Raw genomic sequence first — 25,587 nt, 5'->3', positions numbered from 1 at the left:
CGGTCAGTCCCTGGCGTACAGCGGGTGGGACAGGGCGACGAGCCGGTCCTCGTCGAGCGTCACGCCCAGGCCCGGCCCGTCGGGCGCCCAGGCGTGCCCGTCGGCGTAGGGCACCGGCTCGGTCGTGACGTCGTCGAGGTACAGCAGGGGTCCGACCGCGTCGCCGGGGTGGTCGATGTTCGGCGTGGCCATCGCGACGTGCATCACCGCCGCCGTACCGATGGACATCTCCTGCGTCGTGCCGAGAAGTGTCGGCGTGGCGGTGTGCTTCGCCAGCGCGAACAGTTCGACTGCGGCGGTGACCCCGCCGAGTGCGGCCAGCGAGATGTTGAGGATGTCCAGCGCCTCGACGTCCAGCAGCCGCAACGCCTCGGCGTAGCTCCAGACGTGTTCGCTGACTGGTACCCGCAGTGCGCGCCGCACCTCGGCCAGCGCCCGCGGGTCGGCCCGCCGGACCGGGCTCTCCACCATCTCGGTACCGGACAGGTCGACCAGCCGGTCGGCGACCCGCAGCGCGGTCTTGCGGTCAAAGCGTGCGGAGAAGTCCAGCGACTTGATCTGCGGAACGTCGCCGTGGCGCTCGCGCAGCTCCCGGAAGAACCACTCCTCGACCTCGAGGTTGCCGCAGATGTACACGCGGAACATGTCGAAGCCCTGACCCAGCCGCTTGTCGACCTCGACGAGGCTGGCTTCGGCGACGGAGCGCTCGTACATCGGGAACAACGGGTAGCAGATGCGCAACCGGTCGCGCACCCGCCCGCCGAGCAGGTTGTACATCGGCTGGTCCAGCAGTTTGCCGAGGGCGTCGTAGAGGGCGATCTCGACGCCCCAGCGGAAGGCCGGTTCGACGGTGCCGTACCGCTTGTCGATCAGTCCCAGGATCTCGGTGCGGTTGACGACGTCTCGGCCGGTCAGGAGCCTGTTGAGCTCGTCGCTCAGGACCGTCAGATCGGGCAGGTAGCTCAGTTCCTGCAGGTCGGAGATCTCGCCGAGGCCGGTGATGCTGGCGTCGGTGTGGAGTTTGACGATGACGTGCTGGCTGGTCTCCCCGCTGTGCCGGCGTGCCTTGACCGGGTGGAGGGTGATGCCGCTGATGTTCAAGGGTTTCTCCTTTAGCCTTTCGACCCGGTGAAGGTGACCCCGCGCATGATCTGCCGTTGGAAGACGAGGAACAGGATGATCATTGGTATCGACGCGATCGCCAGTGAGCCGATCTGCACGTTCAACGGCGCTCGCGAGCCGGGCGAGTTGACCAGGTAGAGCGCCACCGACAGCGGGCGCATCGCGGCGTCGTCGCCGAGGATCAGTTTCGGCCACAGGAAGTCCTGCCACGACGCGATGATGGTGAAGATGGACACGACCGCGATCGGGCCCTTGGACAGCGGCAGGATGATCTGGGTCAGGATCCGCCACGAGCTGGCGCCGTCGACCACGGCCGCCTCGGTCAGCTCCGGCGGTATCTTGTCGAAGAAGATCTTGAGGACGAAGATGGCGAAACCGCTCACCGCGCCGGGCAGCCACACCCCCCACCACGAGCCCTTGAGGCTCATGCCGCCCAGCGGGAGGTTGATCACGGTCACGTACTGCGGGATGAAGTAGATGATCGCCGGGATCATCAGCGTGGTCAGGAAGGCGCCCAGCAACAGGCGGTGCCCGGCCGGGCGTAGTTTCGACAGTCCGTACGCGGCGAGCACCGACGCGATCAGCCGCAGCGCCAGCGTGCCGGCCGCCAGCAGGGCCGAGTTGCGGAAGTACTGGAGCAGGTCCAGCCGCTTCCAGGTCAGCACCACGCCGTCGAGGGTCCACGGCTGCGGGACCCAGCTCGGCGGCGTCTGGTTGAGGTCGTGCGGGGTCTTCAACGCCCCGGTGATGAGCCACCACAGCGGGACCACCGTGGACAGCGTGGCGAGCACCAGCAGGGCCCAGGTGGCCCAGTAGACGACCCGGGCCCACGGGCGGCGGGCGGCCAGCGCGGAGACGAGGGTACGGGCGGCCGGCTCGCCGCGGCGGCGGGGTGCCGCGCTCATCCGGGCAGCCCCTTCGCGGTGCGTGCGGCGATCCGGCGAGGCAGCCAGACCAGGCCGATGGTGAGCAGCACGATGACGACGAACAGGGTCACCCCGACTGCCGCCGCCTTGCCGTACTGCTGCTCCTGGAAGCCGTACTCGTACATGACGGTCACGACGGTCTCCGTGGCATGGTTGGGTCCGCCCGCGGTCAGCGCGTACGGCTCGACGAACAGCTGCATCGAGTTGATGAACGACAGCACGAACATGGCGGCCATGACGGTGCGGATCTGGGGCAGCGTCACGCTGCGTACCCGCTGCCACAGGTTGGCGCCGTCCAGCTCGGCCGCCTCGTAGAGCTCGGCGGGGATGTCCTGCAGGGCGGCCAGGTAGATGAGCATGGTCGCGCCGGAGCCGGCCCAGATGGTGATGGCCAGGATCGCGTACAGCGCCTGGGTCTGCGAGTTGAGCCACGGCTGCGGCCCGATGCCGAGGTGCCCCAGCAACGAGTTGACGAACCCGCCGGGGCCGGGGTCCAGGAACCAGTTCCACATGAACGCGGTGACGATCGGCGGGAGGATCGCGGGCAGGTAGAAGGCCAGCCGGAAGTACCACTGGCCGTGGCGCATCTCGTTGACGCAGATGGCCAGCCCGACCGGTACCACGAAGCCGAACAGCAGCGACAGTGCCGAGAACTTCAGGGTGTTGCCCCAGGCCGTCCAGAACACCGGATCGTGGAAGATGAGCTGGAAGTTCTGCATGCCGGTCCAGCTCGACGGCTCGGCCAGGGTCACCCGCTGCAGGCTCATCTCGAGGCCGAGCAGGATCGGGTACCAGGCGAACAGCGCGAACAGCAGTGCGGCCGGCGCGATGTAGGCGTACCCGCTCAGATTGCGCAAGGTCCGGCGGCGGAGCCCGACCGCCGCCCGGCCCGCGCGGTGGTGCGTTGGAGCCCGCCCGGCCGGGATCTTCCCGGCCGGGCGAGCCGAAGGCGGCGTACGCGCCTCGACGGACTGCTGCCTTGTCGCGTTCATCGCCTCAGGAGCTCAGGGCCTGTTGGATGACCGCGTTGGCCTTGTCCAGCTCGGTCTGGGGGTTGGCATTGGACTTGGTCATGATGACCTCGACCGGGGTCTGCAGCGCCGTCTTGATCTCCTTGCCCTTGACGACCGGCTCGGGTGCCAGGTTCATCTTCGCCGTGGTGGCGAAGTAGTCGCCGTACAGGGACAGCGAGTAGCCCGGCACGTAGGGCTTGACCGCCGCCTCGATCTGGGCGCGCAGCGCGGAGCCCGACTTCAGCAGCAGCGTGGCGAACGGCACCGCTTGGGGCGTCTCCCCCGATCCGTCCGCCTTGCCGGCCTCGAACCACGCCTTGTAGTACGCCTCGACACCCTCAACGCTGAGGTTCTCGAAGACCGTGTAGTCGAAGGCGGCCTGCAGGTCGGACTGGCTGGCGGAGTTGCTGAACACGTAACCCGAGCCGCTGCCGATCAGCGTGCCCTTTGCCGCGTCGTTGACGGGGAACGGCACCATGATGAAGTCGTCGGGGCGCTCCGCGCCGGCGGCGGCGACCTGACCGGGGCCGTCGAACGCGGACATGCACATCGCGGCCTTGCCGGAGGCGAGCGCCTTGAAGCCGTCGAGGTACTCGATGATGGGGTTGCTGCCCATGCTCTTGTCCTGCCAGTGCATCTGCTGCAGCAACTGCAGCGCGGCGACCGCCTGCGGGGTGTTGCAGGTCGCGGTGTACTTCTTGGTCGCGCCGTCCTGGCTGTAGGTCAACTGGCCGTTGGCGTACATGAGCGTCAACAGCGAGAGGCCGCCCTGCCGGGGGCCCTTGAGGGTGGCTTGGAAGCCGGCTACACCGGGGTTCTTGTCCGCGATGGCCTTGGCCGCGGCGCGGAAGTCGGCGAAGGTCTTGCCGCCCTTCTGCCAGTCGGTCGGGTCGAGGCCGGCGCTCTGGAACAACGGCTTCGAGATCACCAGCCCAGTCGAGCCGCTGTACTGCGGCAGGCCGTAGTAGACGCCGTTGAGGCCGAAGGTGTCCAGCAGGGCAGGCGACAGCTCGTCGAAATGCTCCCATTTCTTGATGATCGCGGTCATGTCGGGCACCTGCTTGGCCTCGATCATCGGGCTCACGTCGTTGCTGCTGACCACGTACGCGGTCGGGGCGCTGCGGCTGGCGATGAACGCCGCCACCTCGTCCGCGCCGGACGGCTGGAGCTTGGTGACGACGGTGACGTTCGGCTGCTTGACTTTGAACGCGGTGACCGCCGCCGCGGCGGCGGCGACGCTGGGCTTGTCGGTGTCGTCGGCGATGTCGGCGATGGTGAGCGAGCCGCTGTCCGGGCCGGCCGACGCCGGGTTGGTCTTCGGTGAGGTGGCGCTCGTGCAGGCGGCGAGCAGGCCGCCGCCGGCGAGCAAGGCGATGCCGCCCCCACCGAGCTTGAGGACGCTGCGGCGGGAAAGTGTTCGGGACGTCGAGTCGTCCATGGTTACTCCCAAGCGAAGTCGGGCGGAACACCAGGGATCCGGGTCGCGGCGGATGCGGGCGCGCTCCGTGGCGTGGACCGAGACTAGGATCACTAGCGGTTCTCGTCAAGAACCAGCTGTCTCCTGTCAAGGGATGGCGCATCCCGGACTCCGGCGGCCGGGGGTCCAACCGTACCGGGCAATCTCGCACGTCAAGGGCGCCCGCGCGGCGTTGACAGCCGCGCCGCCCGCTGCCATTCTCCCACCTGGGAAACACGCGTGCCTTTCCCGGAAACGATTGGATGAGAGGGGTGGCGTTGCGCATCGTCCGGGTGTCCGTAACGCCGATCGCCACTGCCCGCCACACCGGCGTCACGAGCCGGCACCTGATCGTGGAACTGGGCACCGACCACCACGTCACCGGATACGGCGAGCTGTCCGACGCCGAGGAGATGGCCTGGCTGCCGGATCTCGGCGTGCTGTCCGCCGAACTGGACGCCGTACTCGTGGGCGCCGACCCGGCCGACCGGGTCGACCTGCTCGCCCGGCTCGACGGCCGGTTCGGTACGGCCGACCCCGTGGTGCGGTGGGCCGTCGAGATCGCGCTCTACGACCTGCTCGGCCGGGCGCTCGGCACCTCCGTGTGTGACCTGCTCGGCGGCCGCCGACGCGACGCCATGCCCGTCGGATACCCGATGTTCCCCATGTACGACCGGTCGATCGCGCAGGCCAACCTGGCCGAGGCGCGGCGCCGCATCGACCAGGGCTTCACCCTCTTCAAGGTGTACGTGTGCGGGAACCTCGAGGTCGAGGAATGGTTCTTCGACGAGGCACGGGAGCGGTTCGGCGATGCCTTCACCGTCAAGTGCCTCGACCTGTCCGCCCGCTTCCCGCCCTCCACCGCCCTGCGCCTGCTGCGCCGGCTGCTCCCGCGATCCGGCGCGCTGTCGGTGGAGAGCCCGGTACGGCGGGGCAACCCGGCGACGCTGGCCGAGGTGCGGCGCCAGCTTCCGGTGCCGGTCAGCGAGCACGTGTGGAGCCATGCCGAGGCCCGGCGGCTGCTGGACGCGGACGCTGTGGACGTCCTCAACATCTCGCTCGCCGCGCTCGGCGGGTTCACCGCCGCGCTGGACGTCTTCACACTGGCCCGACATGCCGGAGTGGGCACGCTCATCGGGGGCACCCAGGAGCTGTCCGTCGGTTCGGCGGCCGCGCTGCACCTGGCCGCCGCGGTGGACAACCTCGACTTCCCCGGCGACACCGTCGGACCGATGGTCTACCGCGACGATGTCGCCGCCCACCCGGTCCGGTACCGCGACGGCCACGCCCTCGTACCCGACGGGCCCGGCCTCGGTGTCACCGTCGACCCGGCGCGCCTGGCCGCACTGACCAGTCCGCTACGGCGCCGCACCTGACCATCCGCCCCAATGCTAAGGAACCCGATGTTCGAACTGTCCTCGATGACCTGGCCCGACGTCCGCGCGGCGCTGCCATCGGTGAAGCTGGCCATCGTGCCCATCGGCTCCACCGAGCAGCACGGCCCGCATCTGAGCCTGGAGACCGACGCGGCCGTAGCCCGCGGGCTGGCGCGCCGGCTGGCCACCGAACTGGGCGACCAGGCGCTGCTGTGCCCACTGATGCCCTATGGGCTGTCCGAGCATCACTTCGCCTTTCCCGGCTCGCTGACGCTGCGGCCGGCCACCCTCATCGCGCTGCTGAAGGACATCGCGGAGAGCCTGGTGCACTGGGGCGTCCCGCGCATCCTGGTCGTCAACGGACATGGCGGCAACACCGACGCGGTGCGGCTGGCCTCCCGCGAGGTTCGGCGGGACACCGGTGCGCTGATGGCGCACATGATGTGGTCGGACGTCGCGCGCGACGAGGCCAGCAAGCATGTCGGCGATCTCGGCTGGGGGCACGCGTGCGAGGCCGAAACCTCGGTCGTGATGATCGTGAACCCGGACGGCTTGCGAGTCGACCAGGTGCCCGGACCGGCCCCGGAGCCGGAGCTCCAGCCACTGGCCGGCCCGCCGTTCACCGGCGTGGACGTGCCGATCCGGCTGGACGAGTGGAGCCCGAACGGTGCCCTGGGCGATCCACGGCTCGCCAACCCGGAGGCCGGCGAGAAGATCGTCGACGTGACGCTGGCCCGCGCGCTCGACTTCGCCCACCGGCTCATCGGGTACCCGTTGAATCCGGTGGCCCCGCTGCGCTAAGACCGGATGGCGCCCGCGGTCACAACGCCGTCCGGTAGCCCAGGCGCTGCGAGCAGTCCGCCGCCGCGGCCGCGACGTGCTTGCCGATCTCGGCACGCAGTTCGTCGTCCATCCGCCTGTCGGGGGCCGAGACGCTGATCGCGGCCACCGGCACGCCGCGCGCGTCATGGATGGCGGCGGCTACGCAGGACGAGCCCTCCTCGTTCTCCCCGATCTCGGTCGCGTAGCCACGCGCCTGGGCCTGGTCGAGCTCGGTCCGCAGCGCGGCCAGTGACGCGACGGTGTGGTCCGTGCGCGGAGCCAGCCGGGTCGGGACCAGGTTGCGCCAGGCATCGCCGTCCAACGCGGCCAGGTAGGCCTTGCCCAGCGCCGTGCTGTAAAGCGGATCGCGCGAACCCAGCCGCGCCTGCATGCGCAGGGCTCGGGTGCTCTCGATCATCTCCAGGTAGACGATGTCGCGGCCGTCCGGCAGGCCGAGGTTGACGGTCTCGTCGAACCGGCCGTGTAGGCGGCGCATCGCCGGCAGGGCAACTTCCCGGATCCGGTTCTGCTCGCCGGACAGCTGACCCAGCTGCCAGACCATGAGGCCGATCCGATAAGTATCGGTGTCCGGGTCGTGCGCTACGAACCCGCTGTCCCGCAAGGTACGCAGATACTTGAAGGCAGTGCTTTTGGGCAGTTCGGCGCGGAGACAGACATCGCCGAGCGCCAGTGGACGTTCCGCCTCACCGATGCACCGCAGCACCGCCAACGCCTTGAACACGGGCTTGACGATGTAGTCCGGCTCAGCCGCAACCATTGTTTCTCCCAGGGAGACGAACGCCAGGTCTGGAGACTAGCCTAGCCGAGCCATGTTTCCCAGCACAAAACAGCCACTTCCTCCTGAGACACACCCCACCCGCCCGTACCGCCCAACGCCACGCGGGCACACCGGTTGAGCCGACGCAGCCAAGCGCCAGGGCCAACCGGTCGCTGCCGGCAGTTCCAGCATGCCAGCGACCGCCAGCACTGCCCGATGCTAGGGTGGCAGCTGTTTCTCTATACGGATCCGATGTTTCTCTTAGAGAAACGCCTGCCGTCGGCTGCCGCGCCACCCCGCCCGGAGCCGCACCACCTGCCGGAGATCCCGGAGGACCGGCGGCACGCGCCGGCCGTGACCCCATCGAAAGGCCACGGCCGGCGCATGGCATGCCAGCACTCCGAACGGCGAAACGGGCCGCAGCACCGGGACCGCTAGCTGCAGGCTTCACGGGCTGACCGGGTTACGCGCCCACCAGGCCACGCTCGATGGCCGCGATGATCTGCGGACGCAGTTCCTCGGGCCGGATGATGGCATCCACGGAGCCGACCTCGACCGCACGCTGGATGCTGTGCACGCCGTCGAACTCGGCGGCCACCTCCGCCAGCTTCTCCGCCCGGACCGTGGCCCGCACGTCCATGAGCTGCGTAACCAGAGCGGCCCGCTCCCCACCGGTCGCCGCGGGAACGCCCGCCTCCAGTTCGGCCACTCGCGGGTCCTTCCTGGTGCGCGCGTTGACGTCGCCGGCGAACACCACGGCCGCCGCTGGTGCCCCGCCGATGACGGACGCGAACGAGCCCTCCACGGCGAGCACGGTCATGTTCGGGTTGAGCGCCTTGGAGAACACCACGAACGCGCCGCCGTGATACCGCGAGATGACGCAGAAGACGATCGGCCCGTCGAAGTTGACGATCGCCCGGCCGATTTCCGCGCCGTACTCCAGCTGCAACAGCCGCATCGACTCCGGCGAGCCGTCGAACCCGGACAGGTTCGCCAGCACGACCAGCGGCCGGTTCCCGCTGGCCGCGTTGATCGCCCGCGCGGCCTTCTTCGACGAACGCGGGAACAGGGTGCCGGCGGTGTAGGTGTCCGGGCCGTCGGTGGGCGGGAATCCGCGCCGCGGCACCGACCGGGACTCGATGCCGAGCAGGCACACCGGGATGCCGCCGAGGTGCACGTCCTGCACGACCGCGGTCTCGGCGTCGGCCATGCCCGCCCAGCGTTCCAGGATCGCGTGGTCCTGGTCGGCCAGGGCCCGCATCACCGTGCGGATGTCGAACGGCTTCTTGCGATCGGGGTTGTGCTCGCGGGAGAAGATCTCACCGACGGTCGTGAAATCGCTGTCCGGCACCGCATGCGGGTAGCCGGAGATGTCACGGTCGACCGGATCGGACGTGACCGCCCGGCGCGGCCGGCTCTCGCCGGGCGCGATGTAGGTGTGGTCGTAGTGCGCCATCAGCACGTTTCGGGCGGCCCGCAGGTCCGGCGCCCAGTACTGGGCCTGGCCGTTGGGGCCCATCACGCGGTCGTAGCCGCCGATGCCGAAGTTGTCCTCGGCCGACACCCCGCCGGAGAAGTCCAGCGACTGCTTGCCGGTCAGCACCATCGCCGAGTCCGGGGTCATCACCAGGATTCCCTTGGTGTGCATGAGCATCGTGGCTTCGGCGTTCCAGTACGGCTGGGCACCCACGGTGATCCCGGCGACCACGATGTTGATCTCACCGCCGTCCTGGGTGAACTCCACGATCCGCTTGAGCGCGGCGGCCACCCAGTCCATGTTCTCGGTGCCCGAACTCATCGAGATCCGTGCGCCCGCCGACAGCGCGAACCAGTCGATCGGTACGCGCATCCGCTCGGCCAGGTCGAGCGCGGCGATCACTCGCGCGCATTCCGGCTCGGCCAGCGCGCCGAGCGCCTTGATCGGGTCGCCGAGCAGCACCACCCGCGTGACGCCTTCGGGGTACCGCTCGGTCGGCGTGCTCACCACACCAGCGACGATGCCCGCCCGGTTCTGCCCCTTCGGCCGCTCGACCGGGGACAGCTCACCGGTGTCGTCCAAGTCGTACTCGGTGAAGGTGCCGCGCTGGCCGGCCAGCATCTCGGTCAGCTCGTACGGGTACGTCGTGCCGCGCCGCCGCGCCGAGAGCACCTTCTGCCGGTAGTCGTCGAGCGGCTGGATCGGCTCGTCCGTCGGCTCGGTCATCGACACCCGCATGCCGGCGTGATAGCAGATCCGGACCGCGATGTCGGTCAGTTTCCCGGTGGCCCCGTCGCGCTGGCGGCCGAGGAACAGGACCTCCTCCAGGCCCGCGCCGGCCGTGATCGGCAGCACGCGCTGGGCGACGGCGTTGAGCTCGTCCATGGTCAGCTCGTTCGGCGGCCAGACGTAGATGGTGATCCGATTGGTGTCGAACCGCTTCTTCGCAGGCCGCTGCGCCTGGACCTTACGGATCGCGTCGAGACACGCGTCGAGCGCGCCTTCGACCGCGGGCAGCGCGAGGATGCGGCCGTCGGCGTCGCGCAGCGGGGTCAGGTCGCGGACCTGGGCCATCGCCGTCAGCCGCTCGTCGGCCGGGTTGTTCGGGGCGACGCAGTGGAACAGGTAGACCTCTTCGTCCGCGGACGGCAGGCGGGTCAGGTCGAAGTTCCGCAGCCTCGGCAGTTGCAGGCGCTCGGCGATCAGCGGGTGCAGCCCGCGGATGACCCGGTCCTCGCCCAGGCCAGGCCGGAACGTGAACTGGTGATGCATCGGCGTGCCGTTGCGCCCGGCCACCGATATCGTCACCCGCTGGAGCACGTCCAGCAGCCCGGCGCGGTCGAGGACCTCCCCCAGGATGGCGGCCATCGCGTCCGCGTCGGGCTGGTCGGCCCAGGCCAGGTACACCTCGGCGACCGACGGCTCGGGGTCGCGGCGCGGCGTCAGACCCGCCGAGCCAGAGCCGTCGCCGGAGCCCGCGGTCGACAGCCCGGCGATCTTCGTCAGGGTCGCGGGCAGGTCGCCGAAGTCCGTGGCCGCCGCGATCACCCGGAAGCGCTCGCCACCGCGGTCGTACTCGGCGGTGAAGAACGACTGCCCCGCCACCTCGACGGACCGCGCGTCGCTCGCGCCGCGGTTGCCGTAGTAGCGGCGGCTGAGCACTTCGAGCATCGGGCCGTGGTCGGCGCCCGGCTTGCCGATCCGCTGGCCGAGCAGCCGGACCAGTGGCTCGGGCGAGGCGACCATCTTCGCGATCCGCTCGGCGCGGTCGGCCGCGTCTGGGTTCTCGTCGAGGTGATGCAGGTGACCACGGACGCCCGCGTACACCTCGGCACGCTTGCGGCGCAGCATCGGCTGGGCGGCCCAGCGGAACACGACGCTGCGGGCCAGGTCGCCGACCACCGGGAACCGGAGCTGGGTGGCGAAGATCAGGTGCTCCAGCGCATGGCCGACCAGCTCGCGCAGTTCGTCGCCGGGAAGCGGCTCGGTCAGCCACTGCTGGAGGAACGTGACGATCACCGAGACATCGGCCGAAGTCCGTCGCTGGGCGAGGAAGATCCGGAACACCGCCTCTTCCAGCGCGGGTGTGCGCTCGAAGTCGTCGACGCCGTAGTGGGCGAGCACCCGCGCGAGCCGGTTGCGGAAGGTGTCCGGCAGCCCTGCACGCTCGACGTCCAGGCACTGCAGGTAGGCGTGGAAATACTCGCGCGGGCTGTGCACCTGGGTGTTGGCCTTGGTCTCCTCGCCGACCGGCCGGTTACGACTGAGCTCGGACAGGTCGGCGAACACCTGCAGCAGCTCGACCTCTTCTTCGAGCGGACGATGGCTGAGCTCGGCCCGCGCGGCCAGGTAGGTCGACAGCGCTCGACGCTCATCGCGGGGATCGAGATCGTAGCCGAGCAGCAGACTGCGCAGGTCGGCGATACCGCGCGCGACCCGGGCCTCGGCGGACAGGCCGGCCGGCTCGGGCGGCAACTCCAGGTCGACGGCCTCGGCCTCCACGGCCTCGCCCGCGGCTTGGTCGCCGATCGGTTCCAGGCGCAGCAGCGGCGCACCGGTCTCCACCTGGCTGCCGACGGAGACCTGGCATTCCCGCAGCTTCGCCTTGAACGGCGCGCGCAGCACGGTCTCCATCTTCATGCTTTCCAGGACGAGCACGGGTGCACCCGCCTCGACCTCGTCTCCCACTTCCAGCGGCGTCGCGACGACCAACGCGGGCGCGGGGGAACGCAGCACGCCGCCCTCGTCGCGGCTGACCCGGTGCGTGACGCCGTCCACCTCGACCAGGTGGATGGGCCCGTGCGTGTCGGTGACGAGCCGGAAACGCCGGCCGTTGACCAGGATCCGGCCGGTGTGCTCGTCGAATCGCTCGAGCTCGGCGTCCACGGTCGACGCGTCCCCGATGCCGACGCGGAACCGGCGCGGCCCGGTCTGCGCGACGGTCACCCGGTAGCTCGCGCCGCGAAGCTTGAGGTCGATCGGCCGGCCGCTCTCGTGCTGGACCTGCGGGCGGCCGCCGTGCGCCGTGGACAGCAGCCGCTGCCGCTCGACGAGCGCTTCGTCCTCGTACGCCTCGATCGCGGCCGCGGCCAGCGCGACGCCGGAGTGCTTGGTGGAGATGAGGCGGCCCTGCGCGCGGACCCGGTCGATCCAGCCGGTGTCCGCGCTGGCGTCGATCACCTCGGGCTGGTCGAGCAGGTCGAGCAGGAAACTCTTGTTGGTGGCGCCGCCCTCGATGATCACCGTGGTCTCGGCGACCGCGCGGCGCAGCCGGCCGAGCGCTTCGTCACGGGTACGGCCGTAGGCGATGATCTTGGCAATCATCGAGTCGAAGTCGGCCGGGATCACGTCCCCCTCGCTGACCCCGGTGTCCACCCGGATGCCGGGGCCGCTGGGCAGCGCCAGCCGGACGATCCGGCCGGGCGACGGCGCGAAGTCCCGGTCGGGGTCCTCGGCGTTGAGCCTGGCCTCGACGGCATGCCCGGCCTCCGCCGGGATCCGGTCGCCGAGCCGGCCGCCGGCGGCCACGTGGATCTGTGCCTTGACCAGGTCGAAGTCGGTGGTGGCCTCGGTGATCGGGTGCTCGACCTGCAGCCGGGTGTTGACCTCGAGGAAGGCGAACAGCTTTTCACCTGGGTGGTAGAGGAACTCCACCGTGCCCGCGCCGCAGTAGTTCACGGCCAACGCGAGCCGCTCGGCCGCGGCCTTCAGCTCGCGGGTCTGCTCGGGGGCGAGCACGGGAGACGCGGACTCCTCGATGACCTTCTGGTTGCGCCGCTGCACCGAACAGTCCCGGACACCCAGCGCCCACGCGGCGCCCTGGCCGTCGGCGATCACCTGCACCTCGACGTGCCGCGCGCCGGTGACCAGGCGCTCCAGGAACACGACGCCGCTGCCGAACGCGCGCTCGGCCTCCAGGCTCGTGCGCTCGTAGGCCTCGGTGAGCTCCGCGTCGCTACGCACGACGCGGATGCCCCGGCCGCCACCGCCGGCGGTCGCCTTGAGCATCAGCGGATAGCCGATCTCGGCCGCCGCACGCTTGGCCGCGTCCAGGCTCTCCACCGCGCCGCGGCTCCACGGCGCCACCGGGACGCCGACCTCCTCGGCGATCAGCTTCGCGCCGATCTTGTCGCCGAGCGTACGCATCGCCTCGGCGCTCGGACCGATGAAGGTGACACCGGTCTTCTCGCAGAGTTCGGCGAAGGCCGGGTCCTCTGCGACGAAGCCCCAGCCCACCCACGCCGCGTCCGCGCGCGTCTCGACCAGCGCACGCTCGAGGATCCGGTGGTCCAGGTACGGGCGCGCCGACGCGGGCCCGAGACAGTAGCTGCGGTCCGCCTCCCTGACGAAGGTGGCGGCGCGCTCGGCGTCGGTGTAGAGCGCGATGGTCTCGATCGGTGGGGCCCCGGCCTCGGCGTTGAGCTCGCGAACGGCGTGGATCAGCCGCATGGCGGCCTCTCCCCGGTTGACGATGGCGATGCGGCTGAACACCGATTAACCCTCCCAAAGGCTGCCTCAGAACACAACGAGGACCCCTTGAGGCAGGGGTCCCCGTCACAACCATCGCCGCTACCGACCGGTATGGAAATGCCGGACCCACCACCTGGCGAGGGCGAAGTTTGTGGACACCCGCCAAACGCGCGGGTGAACCTGTCACCAATTCCTCACTGTCGGCAAGCTCGCACCACCGCCCGCCGCCACATCCACGACAACAACTGTCAGTACCGAGACAGATACTACGAGCCAGGCCGGTATGCCGGTCACCAGTCACCGACCGACCCGGCACCCAGAGAATCCGTTACCCCTGGGAGGCGCGCCCATGGCGAAGACCGCGACCACAACCGAGGGAGAAACCCCGCCAGAGCCGAGCCGACAACGGATGGATTCGGTGCTGCCGGAGCTGCGGGCGATGTCGTGGGAGACGGGGGTACGGGCGCGGGCGCAGGCCGGCCTGTTCGCCGTGTTCGCCGAGTTGCCGCGACTGGTCTGGGCCGCCCTCAGGGTCAGCTGGCGGGCCGACCGCACCCGTACGCTCCTGGTGGCGGCGACCACGGTCGGTGCGGGGGTGATGGCGGCGTTCGGGCTGCTGGCCGCGCAGCGGGTGCTCGTCGAGCTGTTCGCCGGCGGGCCGACCGCGGACAAGGTGATCGCGGCGCTGCCGGCACTGGCGACGCTGGCCGCGGTGACGGCCGTGCGGGCCGGCATGGCCACCACGATGGGATACGCCCAGAACGGCCTGACCCCGAAGGTGGACCGGGAGGTGGAGCGCGGGCTGTTCGAGGTGACCACCGACGTGCGACTGGAGGCCTTCGACGCCGACGCGTTCGCCGACGACATGGAGCGCGCCTCACGCGGCGCGGACTCCACCACCTCACTGGTGCAGTCGTCGATGAACCTTCTCGCCGGGCTGGCCGGGCTGCTCGCCGTAGCGGTCGCCGTGCTGGTGATCCACCCACTGCTGCTGGTGGCGCTGCTCGTGGCCACCGTGCCGAACGCCTGGGCGGCACTGCGGGCCGGGCACCTGCGCTACCAGACGTACGCGGCCGGCTCGGTGCGCCGGCGCCGGCTGTGGCTGCTGCACCGGCTGATGGCCGAACGCGACTCCGCGCCCGAGCTGCGCTCCTACGGGCTGCGCCGGTTCCTGCTCGACCAGTACGACCGCGTCATGGGCGTGGAGACCGGCATCCAACTCGCCCTGGCCCGACGGGTCACCACGACCACGACAGTGGGATCGGTGATCGCGGGGGTGGCCACCGCCGTGGTCTACGTGCTGCTCGGGCTACTGCTGGTCGACGGGCAGATCCCGCTCGCCGCCGCCGCGACCTGCGTCGTCGCGGTGCAGTCCGCCCAACGCTCCCTGGCCACCGTCACGTTCCAGATCGACCGCGTCTACACCGAGGGCCAACACTTCCGCGACTACACCGGATTCATCGCCCGCGCCGTCGCCTACCTGCCCGACAGGAGCACCCACTCCCCAGCCGCGGCACCCGACCAACTGCGTGAGATGCACGTCGACGCCGTCAGCCTGCGCTACCCCGACCGGGACACGCCCGCCGTCGACCAGGTGACGTTGACGATCGAGGCGGGGCAGACCGTGGCGTTCGTCGGCGAGAACGGCTCCGGCAAGTCGACCCTCGCCGCGATGATCGCCACGCTGCGGGCCCCCACCATGGGAACCATCCGCTGGAACGGCCGGCCGCTGTCCGACTGGGACGTCGACGCGCTGCGCGCCCGCATCGCCGTCGTCACGCAGGAATACCACAAATGGCCCTTCACCGCCGCCACGAACATCGCCATCGGCGACATCGCCGCCGAGCCATGCCAGGAACGCATCGAGGCCGCCGCCGCCCGCGCCGTCGCCCACGACATGATCGCCGAACTGCCGCACGGGTACGAGACGCTGCTCGACCGCACCTTCGCCAACGGCCAGGACCTATCCGGCGGTCAGTGGCAGCGCGTCACCGCCGCCCGCGGCTTCCTCCGCGACGCCGACCTGCTCATCATGGACGAGCCGTCCTCCGCCCTCGACCCGCGCGCCGAGGACGCACTCTTCCAGGCCATCCGCGACCGGCAGGGCCGCGGCACCACCATCCTCATCACCCACCGGCTCGCCAACGTCCGCCACGCCGACCGGATCTACGTCCTGCACCACGGCCGGCTCGTCGAGGCCGGCACCCACGACGAACTCACGGCCGCCGGCGGTCGGTACGCCGAGCTGTTCGCCCTCCAAGCCGCCGGCTACGACGCCACCCAGACCGCCACCGCGCCGCTGCCGCACCAGGCCACCGCCGCCTGACGGATCACCGCCGCGACCCACTCGGCTGGGCGGCGAAGCTGGTTGGCGGGTACGCGGCCGCGGCCGCATACCCGCAGCGCATAGCGCGTCAGATGCAGCTCCCCTAGGCTCAGGAGCAGAAGTCCGCGATGGTGCTGGTGAGGATGTCGGTGAGGCGGCCCAGGGAGGCGAGGTCGACGTACTCGGTGGCGGCATGGGCCCCCGCGCCGTCGACGCCGAAGAGCAGGCAGGGGATGCCCGCGCGGTCCAGGAGAGCGCAGTCGGTCCAGAAGGGCTCGGCGCGTACCACGGGCGGGCGCCCGAGCGCCTGTTCCGCGTGGCGCGTGAGGGTGCGCACGACCAGGGCCTCGGGGTTGGCCTCGAAGGGCTCACGGTGCAGGCCGCGGGTCAGCCGGTAGCGGAAGTCGGGGACGGTGGCGGCAAGGCGGTCGAGCACGGCTGTCAGTTCCAGCTCGACGCTGCCGGGGCTCTCCCCCGGGACGGTGCGGCGTTCCAGGGTGATGCGGCAGTGCGCCGGGTAGGTCGAGGGCTCCTCGCCGCCGTGAATGACGGAGGCGTGCACGGTACCGGTGCCCAGGAGCGGGTGTGCCGGGCCCTGCGCGAGACGCTGTCCGAGTTCCTCCAACGCGACCAGGAAGTGCCCGGCCTTGGCGATGGCGTCGATGCCGAGCTCGGGCAGCGAACCGTGGGCCGCTCGGCCCTCGATCTCCACGTCGAACCAGACGAAGCCCTTGTGGGCGAGGGTGACTTCGAGATGGCTCGGCTCGGTGACGATGGCCGCGTCGACGGTAAGGGACTCCAGCACTTCCTCGGTGCCGGAGCTGCCGTGCTCCTCGTCGGCGACGCAGGCGACGATCACGTCGCCGCGCAGCGGGCCGCGGGCGGTGACGCGGGCGGCGGCGACCATCATGGCCGCGATGCCGCCTTTCATGTCGAAGGTGCCGCGGCCGTACATCCTGCCGTCGCGGACCTGCGGGTCCAGCGGGTCGCCGTCGTAGTCGGCGATGCTGACCGTGTCGAGGTGGCCGTTGAGCATGAGGGACCGGCCGCCGCCGGTGCCGCGGGCGATCGCGACGATCGAGGGCCGGCCGGGGCGCTTCTCCAGTCGGTGCAGCTCGAAGCCGCGCGCGGCCAGCCATTCGCCACAGAAGTCGGCGATGGCGGTCTCGCCGGCACCGCCGGTCACGAGGTCCGGGTTGACGGACTCGATAGCGATCAGCCGGGCCAGCAGGCCGCCGGGATCATCATCCGGGTCCAGGGCATCGGGGGCCGTCGGCGTCGTGGGAGTCTCGGGGAGCATGGGGCCTTCCTCGGTGGGTCCTGGGGCGTTGTTGGCCGTGAGCGGTCAGTCGTGGTTGGCGAGGCGCAGGAGGGTGGTGGCCAGGACGTCGACGCCGTGGGCGCAGGCCTCGGGGGTGGAGTACTCGCGGGGGTTGTGGCTGATGCCGTCGTACTCGCCGCGCACGAAGATCATGGCGGTGGGGCAGAGCGCGGCGATCTCCTGGGCGTCGTGTCCGGCTCCGGAGAGCAGGGAGATGTGCTCCAGGTCGTGGTCGTCGGCGGCCTGCGCGATGACCTTCCGCACCCCCTCGTCGAAGGGGACGTGGGCGGTCCTGGCCATCCGCCGGGTGGTCAACGACAGGCCCGGCTGACTGCCCTCCAGGTCCCGCAGGAACGCGGCCAGGGCCTCCTCGGCGCGAGCCATCTGCACGTCGTCGGGGTTGCGCAGGTCGACGGTCATCTCGGCGCGGGCCGGGACGATGTTGGTCAGGTCCGGATGGACGATGAGGTGGCCGACGGTGGCCCGCAGGTCGCCGTAGGCGCCGGAGTCGACCAGGGACCGCAGGTGGACGATGATCTGCGCAGCCGCGAGCCCTGCGTCGGCGCGCAGGTGGGTAGGAGTGGTGCCGGCGTGGGCGGCGCGGCCGTGGATGGTGATCTCCTGCCAGGAGATGCCCTGAACGCCGGTGACGACGCCGATCTCGACGTCGTTCTGGGCGAGGACGGGGCCCTGTTCGATGTGGCATTCGACGTAGGCGTGTGGCGGGGCGAGGCGTACGTCGGCGGGGCCGTCGAAGCCGGTGCGGGCGAGTTCGCCGCCGAGGGTGAGTCCGTCGCGGTCGGTCAGGGCGTGGGCGTAGTCCAGGGTCAGGCGCCCGGCGGCGACGGCGCTGCCGAGCATGTCGGTGCCGAAGCGGACGCCTTCCTCCTCGGTGAAGATGGCGACCTCGACGGGGCGGCGGGTGGTGATGCCGCGTTCGTTGAGGGTGCGGACGACTTCGATGCCGCCCAGGACGCCGAGGCAGCCGTCGAAGGCGCCGGCGGTGGCGACGCTGTCGATGTGTGAGCCGGTCAGCACCGGGGCCGCCGCGGGATCGGTGCCCTCGCGGCGGCCGTAGACGTTGCCCATCTGGTCGATGCGGACGGTCAGTCCGGCCCGTTTCATCCATTCGATGACCTGGCGGCGGCCGGCCGCGTCGGCGTCGGTCAGGGCGAGGCGGTTGACGCCGCGCAGGCCGGTGCGCTCGTCGTCGTACGCGCCGATCTCGGCGAGGTCCATCAGGGACTGCCACAGGCGGTCGCCGTTGACGGTGATCGTGCCGGGGGTGGGGCTTGTCATGCTCTGTCTCCCAGGACATGTCGGTGACGGTGGCGTGCGGATCAACCGGTGGCGGTCGCGCCCGCGGACCGAAGCCGATCAGTGATCGAGCGTGGAGTACGGGTTGGCGGCCGCGCCCTCGGTGCTCAGCAGTACGACCACCGAACCCGGGTCGAGCCCCAGTGCCGTTCGGCGTTCTTCGGCGCCCACGCCGGTGAGCACCGCGCGGAGCCCGGCGAGCGCCGCTGCCCCGCAGGGACCCGAGGAGACGCCGAGAGCGGCGAGGTCGACGGCCGCGCGGGCGCTGTCGGCGTCGCGGATGGCGACCGCGGCGTCGAGCCCGTTGTGCAGGTAGGGCCAGGCGATGCTGGACGGGGTGCCGCAGTTCAGGCCGGCCATGGTGGTTTCGCCGGTGGTGACGCTGACCGGCTCACCGCGAGTGAGGCTTTCCAGGACGCAGGCCGCGGCCTCCGGCTCCACCGACAACAGCGCCGGAGCCCGGCCGGACGGGCGGCTGCGGTAGTGCGTGACGACGGCCTGGGCCAGCGACCCCACGCCCACCGGTGTCGAGACCAGGTCGGGTCCGTCGACTCGTTCGGCGGTCAGCTGCTCGTCGATCTCCGCGCAGAGGGTGGAGTAGCCCTCGACGATCCAACCCGGGATCCGCTCGTAACCCGGCCAGGCGGTGTCCTGGACCAGGACCGCGTCCGGTGCGGCAGCCGCCTCGGCCGCCAGGCGTACGGCCTCGTCGTACGGCCCCATGACCTCGGTGACCCTCGCCTGCTCGGCGACGATGGCCGCGATGGCCTGCGGATGAACACCTTTCGGAGCGAACACGTGGGCGTGCTGCCCGAGCAGACGTGCCATGCGGGCCACCGCCCGGCCGTGGTTGCCGTCGGTGGCGGTCACCAGCGTGACCGGATCCGGTTCCGCGCCGCTCACGGCCCGTTCGGAGAGGGTGCGGTGGACCGCCCAGGACGCGCCCAGCGCCTTGAAGGCGGGTAGCCCCAGACGGCACGACTCGTCTTTGACGAAGACCCGGCCGACCCCCAACTCCGCGGCCAGCGGCCGGAGTTCGGTCAGCCGGGTGGGCGAGTAGTCGGGCAGCGAGGTGTGGAACGCCCGCACCTCGACGGGTGCGGGCGGGCACCTCCAGGCGCGAGCCGCGGGCCGCACAAACCAGGGCAGCGTACGGAGGGAGGAGTCGTTATCGGGCACACGACCAGGGTGCGTTGCAGACCTACGATCGGTCCAGCGAATGTTTCCGACCTATACTCATCGGAAAAACCGACTGTCAAGTCCCTGGGCGAGGTGAGGAGAGCGGACTGCCGATGTTCGACCTGCGCCGACTGCGCCTGCTGCGCGAGCTCAAGCACCGCGGCACGCTGGCGGCCGTCGCCGCCGCCCTGTCCTACGCTCCCTCCTCGGTCTCCCAGCAGCTCTCACAGTTGGAAACGGAGGTCGGCGTACGGCTGCTGGAACCGGTCGGGCGGCGGGTGCGGCTGACCGAGCAGGCCGAGATCCTCGTCGCCCACACCGAAGCGGTTCTCGAACGCCTGGAGCGCGCGGAGGCGGAGATCGCCGCCTCCCTGACCGAGCTGACCGGCACCCTGCGCATCGCCTCGTTCCAGACGGCCGCCCTGGCCCTGGTCCCGACGGCGCTCGGCCTCCTGCGTAACCTGCACCCGCAGCTGCGCGTCCAGGTCACGCAAATGGAACCGGAAAAGGCCCTGCCCGCGCTGCAGGCCCACGACTTCGACCTGGTCCTGGCCGAGGAATACCCCGGCAACCCCAACCCGCGGCCCGCCGATCTCGAACAGGAAGACCTACTCGACGACCCACTGCACCTCGCACTGCCCGGACCGGCCGACCGCCCGGGCGCCGAGAGCCCGACGGCGGCGCTGCGCCCACTCGCGAACCACCCCTGGGTGATGGAACCCGAAGGCACAACCGCGCGGCACTGGGCCGTGGCCCTGTGCCGCGGCGCCGGCTTCGAACCCGACGTACGGTTCGAGACCACCGACCTCCTGCTCCACCTCCGCCTCGTCGAGCAGGGGCACGCCGCCGCTTTCCTACCCGACCTCGTCTGGAGCGGACACCCGCCAACCGTCACACTGCGACGACTCCCCAGCGGTCAGGGCACCCGTCGCGTCTTCACCGTCGTACGCCGCGGCCGCGGCCAGCACCCTGCCATCCAGGCCGGCCGGGATGCCCTCCTCCGGGCGGTCGCCCTAACGGCTCATCACGTACGCGATCACTAGCGCCGCGACCAGCGCCAGCGCGGCCAGCACCGCGGCCGTGATCTTGGCGGCGCTGTACGGGCGTTCGCCGATGACCTCGCCGGTCCGGGCGTTGACCAGGACCCGGTACGACCGGCCCGCATGCAGGTACGCGGCGATCCACAGCGGCAGCAGGAGCAGCTTGTACGTGACGTCCGAGTAGGTGGTGTGCACGGAGGTGACCCGCTGCTCGTCGCCGCCGATGTCCGACCGGCAGTCCCGCTCGATGACCGGCGCCATCCGGGCCTTCGCCCCGACCAGCCCCGCCTCGGGCTCGGTGTCGTACCGCAGCGCGTGATACCCGGCCAGGTAGTCCCCGTGGTACGCGACCGCCTCGGCCAGCGGCCACGGGGCCAGCTGGTCCAGCTGCTTCTCCGGCAGGCACGTCGTGGCGGGCACCAGCACATCGTCGAAGTCCCGCCGGATGGTGCCGCTCGCCGGATACCACCGGGTGTGCCGCACCTGCCGGGTGCGCGTCTCCTGCCTGCCGTTCACCGTCACCGTGTACGTCTCGGTGACGTAGTAGTACTCCCCGCGCTGGCCCCGGTAGTCCGAGACGGTCCGCGCGTCGAACGTCCAGTGCGGCAGGTAGGTGCCCTTGAGCGTCTCCGCCTCACTGACCTTCTTCAGGCTGTTCGGCGCGAACCAGCGGCTGCGGCACCACTGGCCCAGGGCGCTGCGCACACCCGCCTGGTCCACCGCGAACGGCAGCACCGCCTCCGGCGCGATCAGCTCGACCGCCGCCGCGTCCACCACCAGCGGCGTGGCGCAGAACTGGCAGCGCTGGGCGAGCGCGTTGCTCTCGGTCCGGGCGCCGCAGCCCGGGCAGACGAACGTGTACGCGCCGACGCTGGCCGCCGGCTTGTGCGGCAGCGTGGCCAGTTCGGCGTACGCGTGCTCGCGCACCTCCCGGCGGGGGCCGGCGATCTGCTGCCGGTGCCCGCAGTACGGGCAGCGCAGCACCGCCGTGCCCGGCGCGTACTCCACCCGGGCCCCGCAGCCCCCGCACTGGTACGACGACGGGGAGACGGCGGTGTCGCTCATTGCGGCGGCAGCGGCGGTGGGACGTTGGCCAGCACCGACGCGACCTCCGGCACCTGCCCGGCCGGCTGCCACTGCGCCATGCCGGCCCGCCAGACCAGCGTGTCCGGGCCCAGCACGCCCTCGCTCGCCTGCTCGGCCAGCCCATCAAGGCCGTACGGGCCCTGCCGCTGCCCGGCCACGCCGATGTACCACTGCGTCTGGTTCGGCAGCGGGGGCGGCTCGGCGCCCCCAGGCTGCGCGGGTGCCGGCGCCGGCTGCGTCCCCGCGCCGCCCGACATGGACCTGGCCACCTGCTGGCCCACGGCCATGCCCATGCCCAGCCCCATGCCGGCGCTCGCGCCGCCGCCCGGGTTCTTCGCCGCCTCCTCCAGCGCGGTGGCCGCCTGGTACCGGGTGAACCGGTCCAGGTCCCCGACCGCGCCCATGCCGGTGCGCTTGTCCAGCGCCCGCTCCACCTCCGGCGGCACGGAGATGTTCTCGATGACGAACTTGGGGATCGCGATGCCGACCTCGGCCAGTTCCTCGGTCAGCACGGCGGCCAGCCGCCGGCCGATCGCGTCCTGGTGCGCCGCCAGGTCCAGCAGCGGCACCCCCGCCGAGGCCAGCGCGCCGCCGAGCCGCCCCACCATGAGCTGGCGCAGGTACTCCTGCACCTCCTCGGTGCGGAACTGCGGATCCGTGCCGACCAGCTCCCGCAGCAGCTTCTGCGCGTCCACCACACGCGCCGCGTAGGCGCCGAACGCCCGCAGCCGGACCACGCCGAACTCGGCGTCCCGCACGATCACCGGGTTCTGGGTGCCCCACTTCATGTCGGTGAACTGCCGGGTGTTGACGAAGTACACCTCGGCCTTGAACGGCGAGTTGAAGCCGTACTTCCAGCCCTTGAGGGTGGACAGGATGGGCAGGTTCCGGGTCTCCAGCGTGTACGTGCCGGGCGCGAACGCGTCAGCGATCTGCCCCTCGTTGACGAACACCGCCGTCTGGGACTCGCGGACGATAAGCTGGGCGCCCATCTTGATCTCGTTGTGGTAGCGGGGAAAGCGCCAGACGATCGTGTCCCGGCTGTCGTCCAGCCACTCCACGATGTCGACGAACTCGCCCCGAAGCTTGTCCATCAGCCCCATCGCGTCCCCCTCCCCTCGCCGCCGAGAACATCGGCGTCGCGGCGACGATAGCAACCGCCCACAAGCCGCGGCCGCCGCGCAGCGGCGGCCGGGAGCAGCCAGGTTGCCCGCCACCGTGGCGCGCTGCCGGCCGGGTGGCGGCATCCGGACGTTGCCGGTCGCCACGGGCCGGATGTTTGCTGCATTCACTAAAAAATGGGGCATACTGCGCATCGTGGCCGAATGAGAGAAGACAGGAGAAGGACCGACGTGCCTGAGCACGGCAGCGAGAGCGAGAACCCGGCAATCCCCTCCCCGACTGCGAAGCCGAGTCGGCCGAGGGCCAACCAGGACTGGTGGCCGAACCAGCTGAACCTTCAGGTTCTGCATCAGCACTCACCCCGCGCCAACCCGATGGGCGAGTCCTACCACTACGCGGAGGAGTTCAAGAAGCTCGACGTCGACGCGTTGAAGCGGGACGTCTTCGAGGTGATGACGACGTCGCAGGACTGGTGGCCGGCCGACTACGGCCACTACGGGCCGCTCTTCGTCCGGATGAGCTGGCACGCCGCCGGCACGTACCGGATCGAAGACGGCCGCGGCGGTGGTGGCGACGGCGCGCAGCGCTTCGCCCCGCTCAGCAGCTGGCCCGACAACGCGAACCTCGACAAGGCCCGCCGGCTGCTCTGGCCGGTCAAGCAGAAGTACGGACGGAAGATCTCCTGGGCCGACCTCCTGGTCTTCGCCGGCAACTGCGCCCTGGAGTCGATGGGGTTCAAGACGTTCGGCTTCGGCTTCGGGCGCGAGGACGTCTGGGAGCCCGAGGAGATCTTCTGGGGGCCCGAGGACACCTGGCTCGGAGACGAGCGCTACAGCGGCGACCGGGAGCTCGCCGCTCCGCTCGGGGCGGTGCAGATGGGGCTGATCTACGTGAACCCGGAGGGGCCCAACGGCACTCCGGATCCGCTGGCCGCCGCCCGGGACATCCGCGAGACCTTCCGCCGCATGGCGATGAACGACGAGGAGACCGTCGCGCTCATCGCCGGCGGTCACACGTTCGGCAAGACCCACGGTGCCGCCCGGGCTGACGAGTACGTCGGCCCCGAGCCCGAGGGCGCCCCGCTCGAGGAGCAGTGCCTCGGCTGGAAGAACAGCTTCGGCAGCGGCAAGGGTGCGGACACGATCACCAGCGGGCTCGAAGGCGCCTGGACACCCACCCCGACCACGTGGGACAACAGCTTCTTCGAGACCCTTTTCGGCCACGAGTGGGAGGTCACCGAGAGCCCCGCCGGCGCGAAGCAGTGGCGACCGAAGGGCGGTGCCGCGGCGGACGCAGTGCCCGGCGCCCACGACCCCTCCGTCAGGTACGCCCCGATGATGGCCACGACGGACATCGCGCTGCGGGTCGACCCGACCTACGAGCCGATCTCGCGGCGCTTCATGGAGAACCCGGACCAGTTCGCGGACGCGTTCGCCAGGGCGTGGTACAAGCTGCTGCACCGCGACATGGGACCCGTCTCGCGGTACCTCGGCCCGTGGGTGCCGGAACCGCAGCTCTGGCAGGACCCCGTCCCGGCGGTCGATCACGACCTGATCGCCGACGAGGACATCGCCGCCCTCAAGGCCAAGCTCCTCGCATCGGGCCTGTTCGTCTCCCAACTGGTCGCGACCGCGTGGGCATCGGCGGCGAGCTTCCGCGGCACCGACATGCGTGGCGGGGCCAACGGGGCGCGGATCCGGCTCGAGCCGCAGAAGAACTGGGAGGTCAACGAGCCGGCCCAACTCACCGCGGTGCTGCGGACGCTGGAGCAGGTCCAGCAGGAGTTCAACAACTCACAGCCCGGTGGGAAGAAGATCTCGCTCGCTGACCTGATCGTCCTCGGCGGGTGCGCGGCCATCGAGCAGGCGGCCAGGGACGCCGGGCACGACATCACGATCCCGTTCTCACCGGGGCGCACGGACGCCTCCCAGGAGCAGACCGACGTGGAGTCGTTCGCCGTGCTCGAGCCGACGGCCGACGGGTTCCGCAACTACCTGCGAGCTGGACAGAAGTTGTCGCCGGAGACCCTGCTGCTCGACCGGGCCAACCTGTTGGCGCTGACCGCTCCCGAGATGACAGTCCTGGTCGGCGGCATGCGGGCCCTGACCGCCAACGTGGGCCAGGCAGGCCACGGCGTCTTCACCGACCGGCCCGAGACGTTGACGAACGACTTCTTCGTGAACCTGCTCGACATCGGCACGGAGTGGAAGGCATCCACCTCGGCCGAGAACGTGTTCGAGGGCCGGGATCGCGCCACGGGCGTGGTCAAGTGGACCGCCACCGCCGTTGACCTCGTATTCGGTTCGAACTCTCAACTCCGCGCCATCGCGGAGGTCTACGCCAGCCAGGACGGGCAGGAGAAGTTCGTCCAGGACTTCGTCGCGGCATGGGTCAAGGTCATGAACCTGGACCGGTACGACCTCGCCTGACGCGGAGGGGCCCGGCCACCAGGCACCTGACCGGGGCCGGGCGGCACCTTCGGGTTTCGCCGAGGGTGTCACCCCTGCTCTGGTCCGCGCTACTGCTCGCAGAGACCGTCACCACTGCCCCGATCGGGGCGGGGCTGGTCGTACTCGCCTGCGTCGTACTGATCCAGCGCACTCAACCCACCCCCATCCGCCGGCCGCTCACGGCCAGCACGCACGGTTCGGCCGGTAGCTGATTGCCCGTGGCGAACACCTGGTGCCGATCGGCCTCGACCGAACCGGCCGGCTTGCCCACCAACGGTGGGCAAGCCGGCCAGCTCACCTGGGTCC

At 70.7% G+C, this 25,587-nt stretch carries 15 protein-coding genes and 1 pseudogene; 5 read left to right on the top strand and 11 right to left on the bottom strand.

Annotated elements, in window-relative coordinates; all coding sequences use genetic code 11:
* Positions 1–3 precede the first annotated feature (3 nt).
* Genes ACNAW0_RS04155 through ACNAW0_RS04140 form a run of 4 tightly spaced genes read right to left on the bottom strand, consistent with a single transcriptional unit; the run spans position 4 to position 4,499 of the window.
* A complete protein-coding gene (locus ACNAW0_RS04155) occupies positions 4–1,101 on the bottom strand; it encodes a mandelate racemase/muconate lactonizing enzyme family protein (RefSeq protein ID WP_416286356.1) in 1,098 nt (365 codons plus the stop codon).
* Between the two features lie 11 nt (positions 1,102–1,112).
* Positions 1,113–2,027 (bottom strand): carbohydrate ABC transporter permease, encoded by a 915-nt coding sequence (locus ACNAW0_RS04150; RefSeq protein ID WP_416286355.1) that lies wholly within the window; start codon positions 2,025–2,027, stop codon positions 1,113–1,115.
* Entirely contained in the window at positions 2,024–3,040 is a 1,017-nt protein-coding gene (locus tag ACNAW0_RS04145; protein ID WP_416286354.1) for a carbohydrate ABC transporter permease, read from the bottom strand. Before ACNAW0_RS04145 ends, ACNAW0_RS04150 begins: the two co-directional genes overlap by 4 nt.
* A 4-nt stretch (positions 3,041–3,044) precedes the next feature.
* Positions 3,045–4,499, bottom strand: coding sequence for an ABC transporter substrate-binding protein (locus ACNAW0_RS04140; RefSeq protein ID WP_416286353.1), 1,455 nt, complete (start codon positions 4,497–4,499; stop codon positions 3,045–3,047).
* Positions 4,500–4,789: 290 nt separating this feature from the next.
* Between ACNAW0_RS04140 and ACNAW0_RS04135 the strand changes: the two genes are divergently transcribed.
* Both ACNAW0_RS04135 and ACNAW0_RS04130 read left to right on the top strand, forming a co-directional pair.
* On the top strand, positions 4,790–5,893 hold the full coding sequence (locus tag ACNAW0_RS04135; protein WP_416286352.1) for a mandelate racemase/muconate lactonizing enzyme family protein: 1,104 nt from the start codon (positions 4,790–4,792) through the stop codon (positions 5,891–5,893).
* 27 nt (positions 5,894–5,920) lie between these two features.
* Positions 5,921–6,694, top strand: coding sequence for a creatininase family protein (locus ACNAW0_RS04130; protein WP_416286351.1), 774 nt, complete (start codon positions 5,921–5,923; stop codon positions 6,692–6,694).
* 19 nt (positions 6,695–6,713) lie between these two features.
* Here the strand turns inward: ACNAW0_RS04130 and ACNAW0_RS04125 are convergent, their stop codons facing one another.
* Both ACNAW0_RS04125 and ACNAW0_RS04120 read right to left on the bottom strand, forming a co-directional pair.
* The gene (locus ACNAW0_RS04125; protein ID WP_416286350.1) at positions 6,714–7,493 is read right to left on the bottom strand and encodes an IclR family transcriptional regulator; all 780 of its coding nucleotides are present in this window, start codon (positions 7,491–7,493) and stop codon (positions 6,714–6,716) included.
* 463 nt (positions 7,494–7,956) lie between these two features.
* Positions 7,957–13,461: a carboxyl transferase domain-containing protein gene (locus ACNAW0_RS04120; RefSeq protein ID WP_416286349.1), complete on the bottom strand. Its 5,505-nt coding sequence runs from the start codon at positions 13,459–13,461 to the stop codon at positions 7,957–7,959.
* Positions 13,462–13,763: 302 nt separating this feature from the next.
* Between ACNAW0_RS04120 and ACNAW0_RS04115 the strand changes: the two are divergent.
* Positions 13,764–15,766: pseudogene (locus tag ACNAW0_RS04115) on the top strand (ATP-binding cassette domain-containing protein).
* Between the two features lie 109 nt (positions 15,767–15,875).
* Here ACNAW0_RS04115 and ACNAW0_RS04110 read toward each other — a convergent pair.
* The 3 genes from ACNAW0_RS04110 to ACNAW0_RS04100 all read right to left on the bottom strand — a co-directional run bounded on the left by ACNAW0_RS04110 (position 15,876) and on the right by ACNAW0_RS04100 (position 19,583).
* Positions 15,876–17,066 carry an ArgE/DapE family deacylase gene (locus tag ACNAW0_RS04110; RefSeq protein WP_416286348.1) on the bottom strand — a complete coding sequence of 397 codons (1,191 nt, stop codon included), beginning with the start codon at positions 17,064–17,066 and terminating at the stop codon, positions 15,876–15,878.
* Between the two features lie 45 nt (positions 17,067–17,111).
* Positions 17,112–18,386: a Zn-dependent hydrolase gene (locus ACNAW0_RS04105; protein ID WP_416286347.1), complete on the bottom strand. Its 1,275-nt coding sequence runs from the start codon at positions 18,384–18,386 to the stop codon at positions 17,112–17,114.
* A 78-nt stretch (positions 18,387–18,464) separates the two neighbouring features.
* A complete protein-coding gene (locus ACNAW0_RS04100; RefSeq protein WP_416286346.1) occupies positions 18,465–19,583 on the bottom strand; it encodes a diaminopropionate ammonia-lyase in 1,119 nt (372 codons plus the stop codon).
* Between the two features lie 113 nt (positions 19,584–19,696).
* Here ACNAW0_RS04100 and ACNAW0_RS04095 point away from each other — a divergent pair, with 113 nt between their 5' ends.
* Positions 19,697–20,626: a LysR substrate-binding domain-containing protein gene (locus ACNAW0_RS04095; RefSeq protein WP_416286345.1), complete on the top strand. Its 930-nt coding sequence runs from the start codon at positions 19,697–19,699 to the stop codon at positions 20,624–20,626.
* Here ACNAW0_RS04095 and ACNAW0_RS04090 read toward each other — a convergent pair.
* Together ACNAW0_RS04090 and ACNAW0_RS04085 are read right to left on the bottom strand one after the other, a co-directional pair.
* Positions 20,597–21,688 (bottom strand): hypothetical protein, encoded by a 1,092-nt coding sequence (locus ACNAW0_RS04090; protein WP_416286344.1) that lies wholly within the window; start codon positions 21,686–21,688, stop codon positions 20,597–20,599. The two genes, ACNAW0_RS04095 and ACNAW0_RS04090, sit on opposite strands and share 30 nt — an antisense overlap.
* Positions 21,685–22,812, bottom strand: coding sequence for an SPFH domain-containing protein (locus ACNAW0_RS04085; protein WP_416286343.1), 1,128 nt, complete (start codon positions 22,810–22,812; stop codon positions 21,685–21,687). The genes ACNAW0_RS04090 and ACNAW0_RS04085 overlap by 4 nt, the downstream gene beginning before the upstream one ends.
* 249 nt (positions 22,813–23,061) lie before the next feature.
* Between ACNAW0_RS04085 and katG the strand changes: the two genes are divergently transcribed.
* Complete coding sequence (gene katG, locus ACNAW0_RS04080; RefSeq protein WP_416286342.1) at positions 23,062–25,260, top strand: catalase/peroxidase HPI; 2,199 nt, start codon at positions 23,062–23,064, stop codon at positions 25,258–25,260.
* Positions 25,261–25,587: the final 327 nt, after the last annotated feature.

Source organism: Micromonospora sp. SL1-18, assembly GCF_047921505.1.
GTDB lineage: Bacteria > Actinomycetota > Actinomycetes > Mycobacteriales > Micromonosporaceae > Micromonospora.
The sequence above is the reverse complement of the archived record's forward strand: the minus strand, read 5'-3'. Positions and strand labels throughout refer to the sequence as shown.

Excerpts from the sequence above, each read along its gene's own strand:
- ACNAW0_RS04150 (WP_416286355.1), bottom strand. The coding sequence starts at position 2,027 with ATGAGCGCGGCACCCCGCCGCCGCGGCGAGCCGGCCGCCCGTACCCTC.
- ACNAW0_RS04145 (WP_416286354.1), bottom strand. The coding sequence starts at position 3,040 with ATGAACGCGACAAGGCAGCAGTCCGTCGAGGCGCGTACGCCGCCTTCG.
- ACNAW0_RS04140 (WP_416286353.1), bottom strand. The coding sequence starts at position 4,499 with ATGGACGACTCGACGTCCCGAACACTTTCCCGCCGCAGCGTCCTCAAG.
- ACNAW0_RS04130 (WP_416286351.1), top strand. The coding sequence starts at position 5,921 with ATGTTCGAACTGTCCTCGATGACCTGGCCCGACGTCCGCGCGGCGCTG.
- ACNAW0_RS04125 (WP_416286350.1), bottom strand. The coding sequence starts at position 7,493 with ATGGTTGCGGCTGAGCCGGACTACATCGTCAAGCCCGTGTTCAAGGCG.
- ACNAW0_RS04110 (WP_416286348.1), bottom strand. The coding sequence starts at position 17,066 with ATGCTCCCCGAGACTCCCACGACGCCGACGGCCCCCGATGCCCTGGAC.
- ACNAW0_RS04105 (WP_416286347.1), bottom strand. The coding sequence starts at position 18,386 with ATGACAAGCCCCACCCCCGGCACGATCACCGTCAACGGCGACCGCCTG.
- ACNAW0_RS04095 (WP_416286345.1), top strand. The coding sequence starts at position 19,697 with ATGTTCGACCTGCGCCGACTGCGCCTGCTGCGCGAGCTCAAGCACCGC.
- ACNAW0_RS04090 (WP_416286344.1), bottom strand. The coding sequence starts at position 21,688 with ATGAGCGACACCGCCGTCTCCCCGTCGTCGTACCAGTGCGGGGGCTGC.
- ACNAW0_RS04085 (WP_416286343.1), bottom strand. The coding sequence starts at position 22,812 with ATGGGGCTGATGGACAAGCTTCGGGGCGAGTTCGTCGACATCGTGGAG.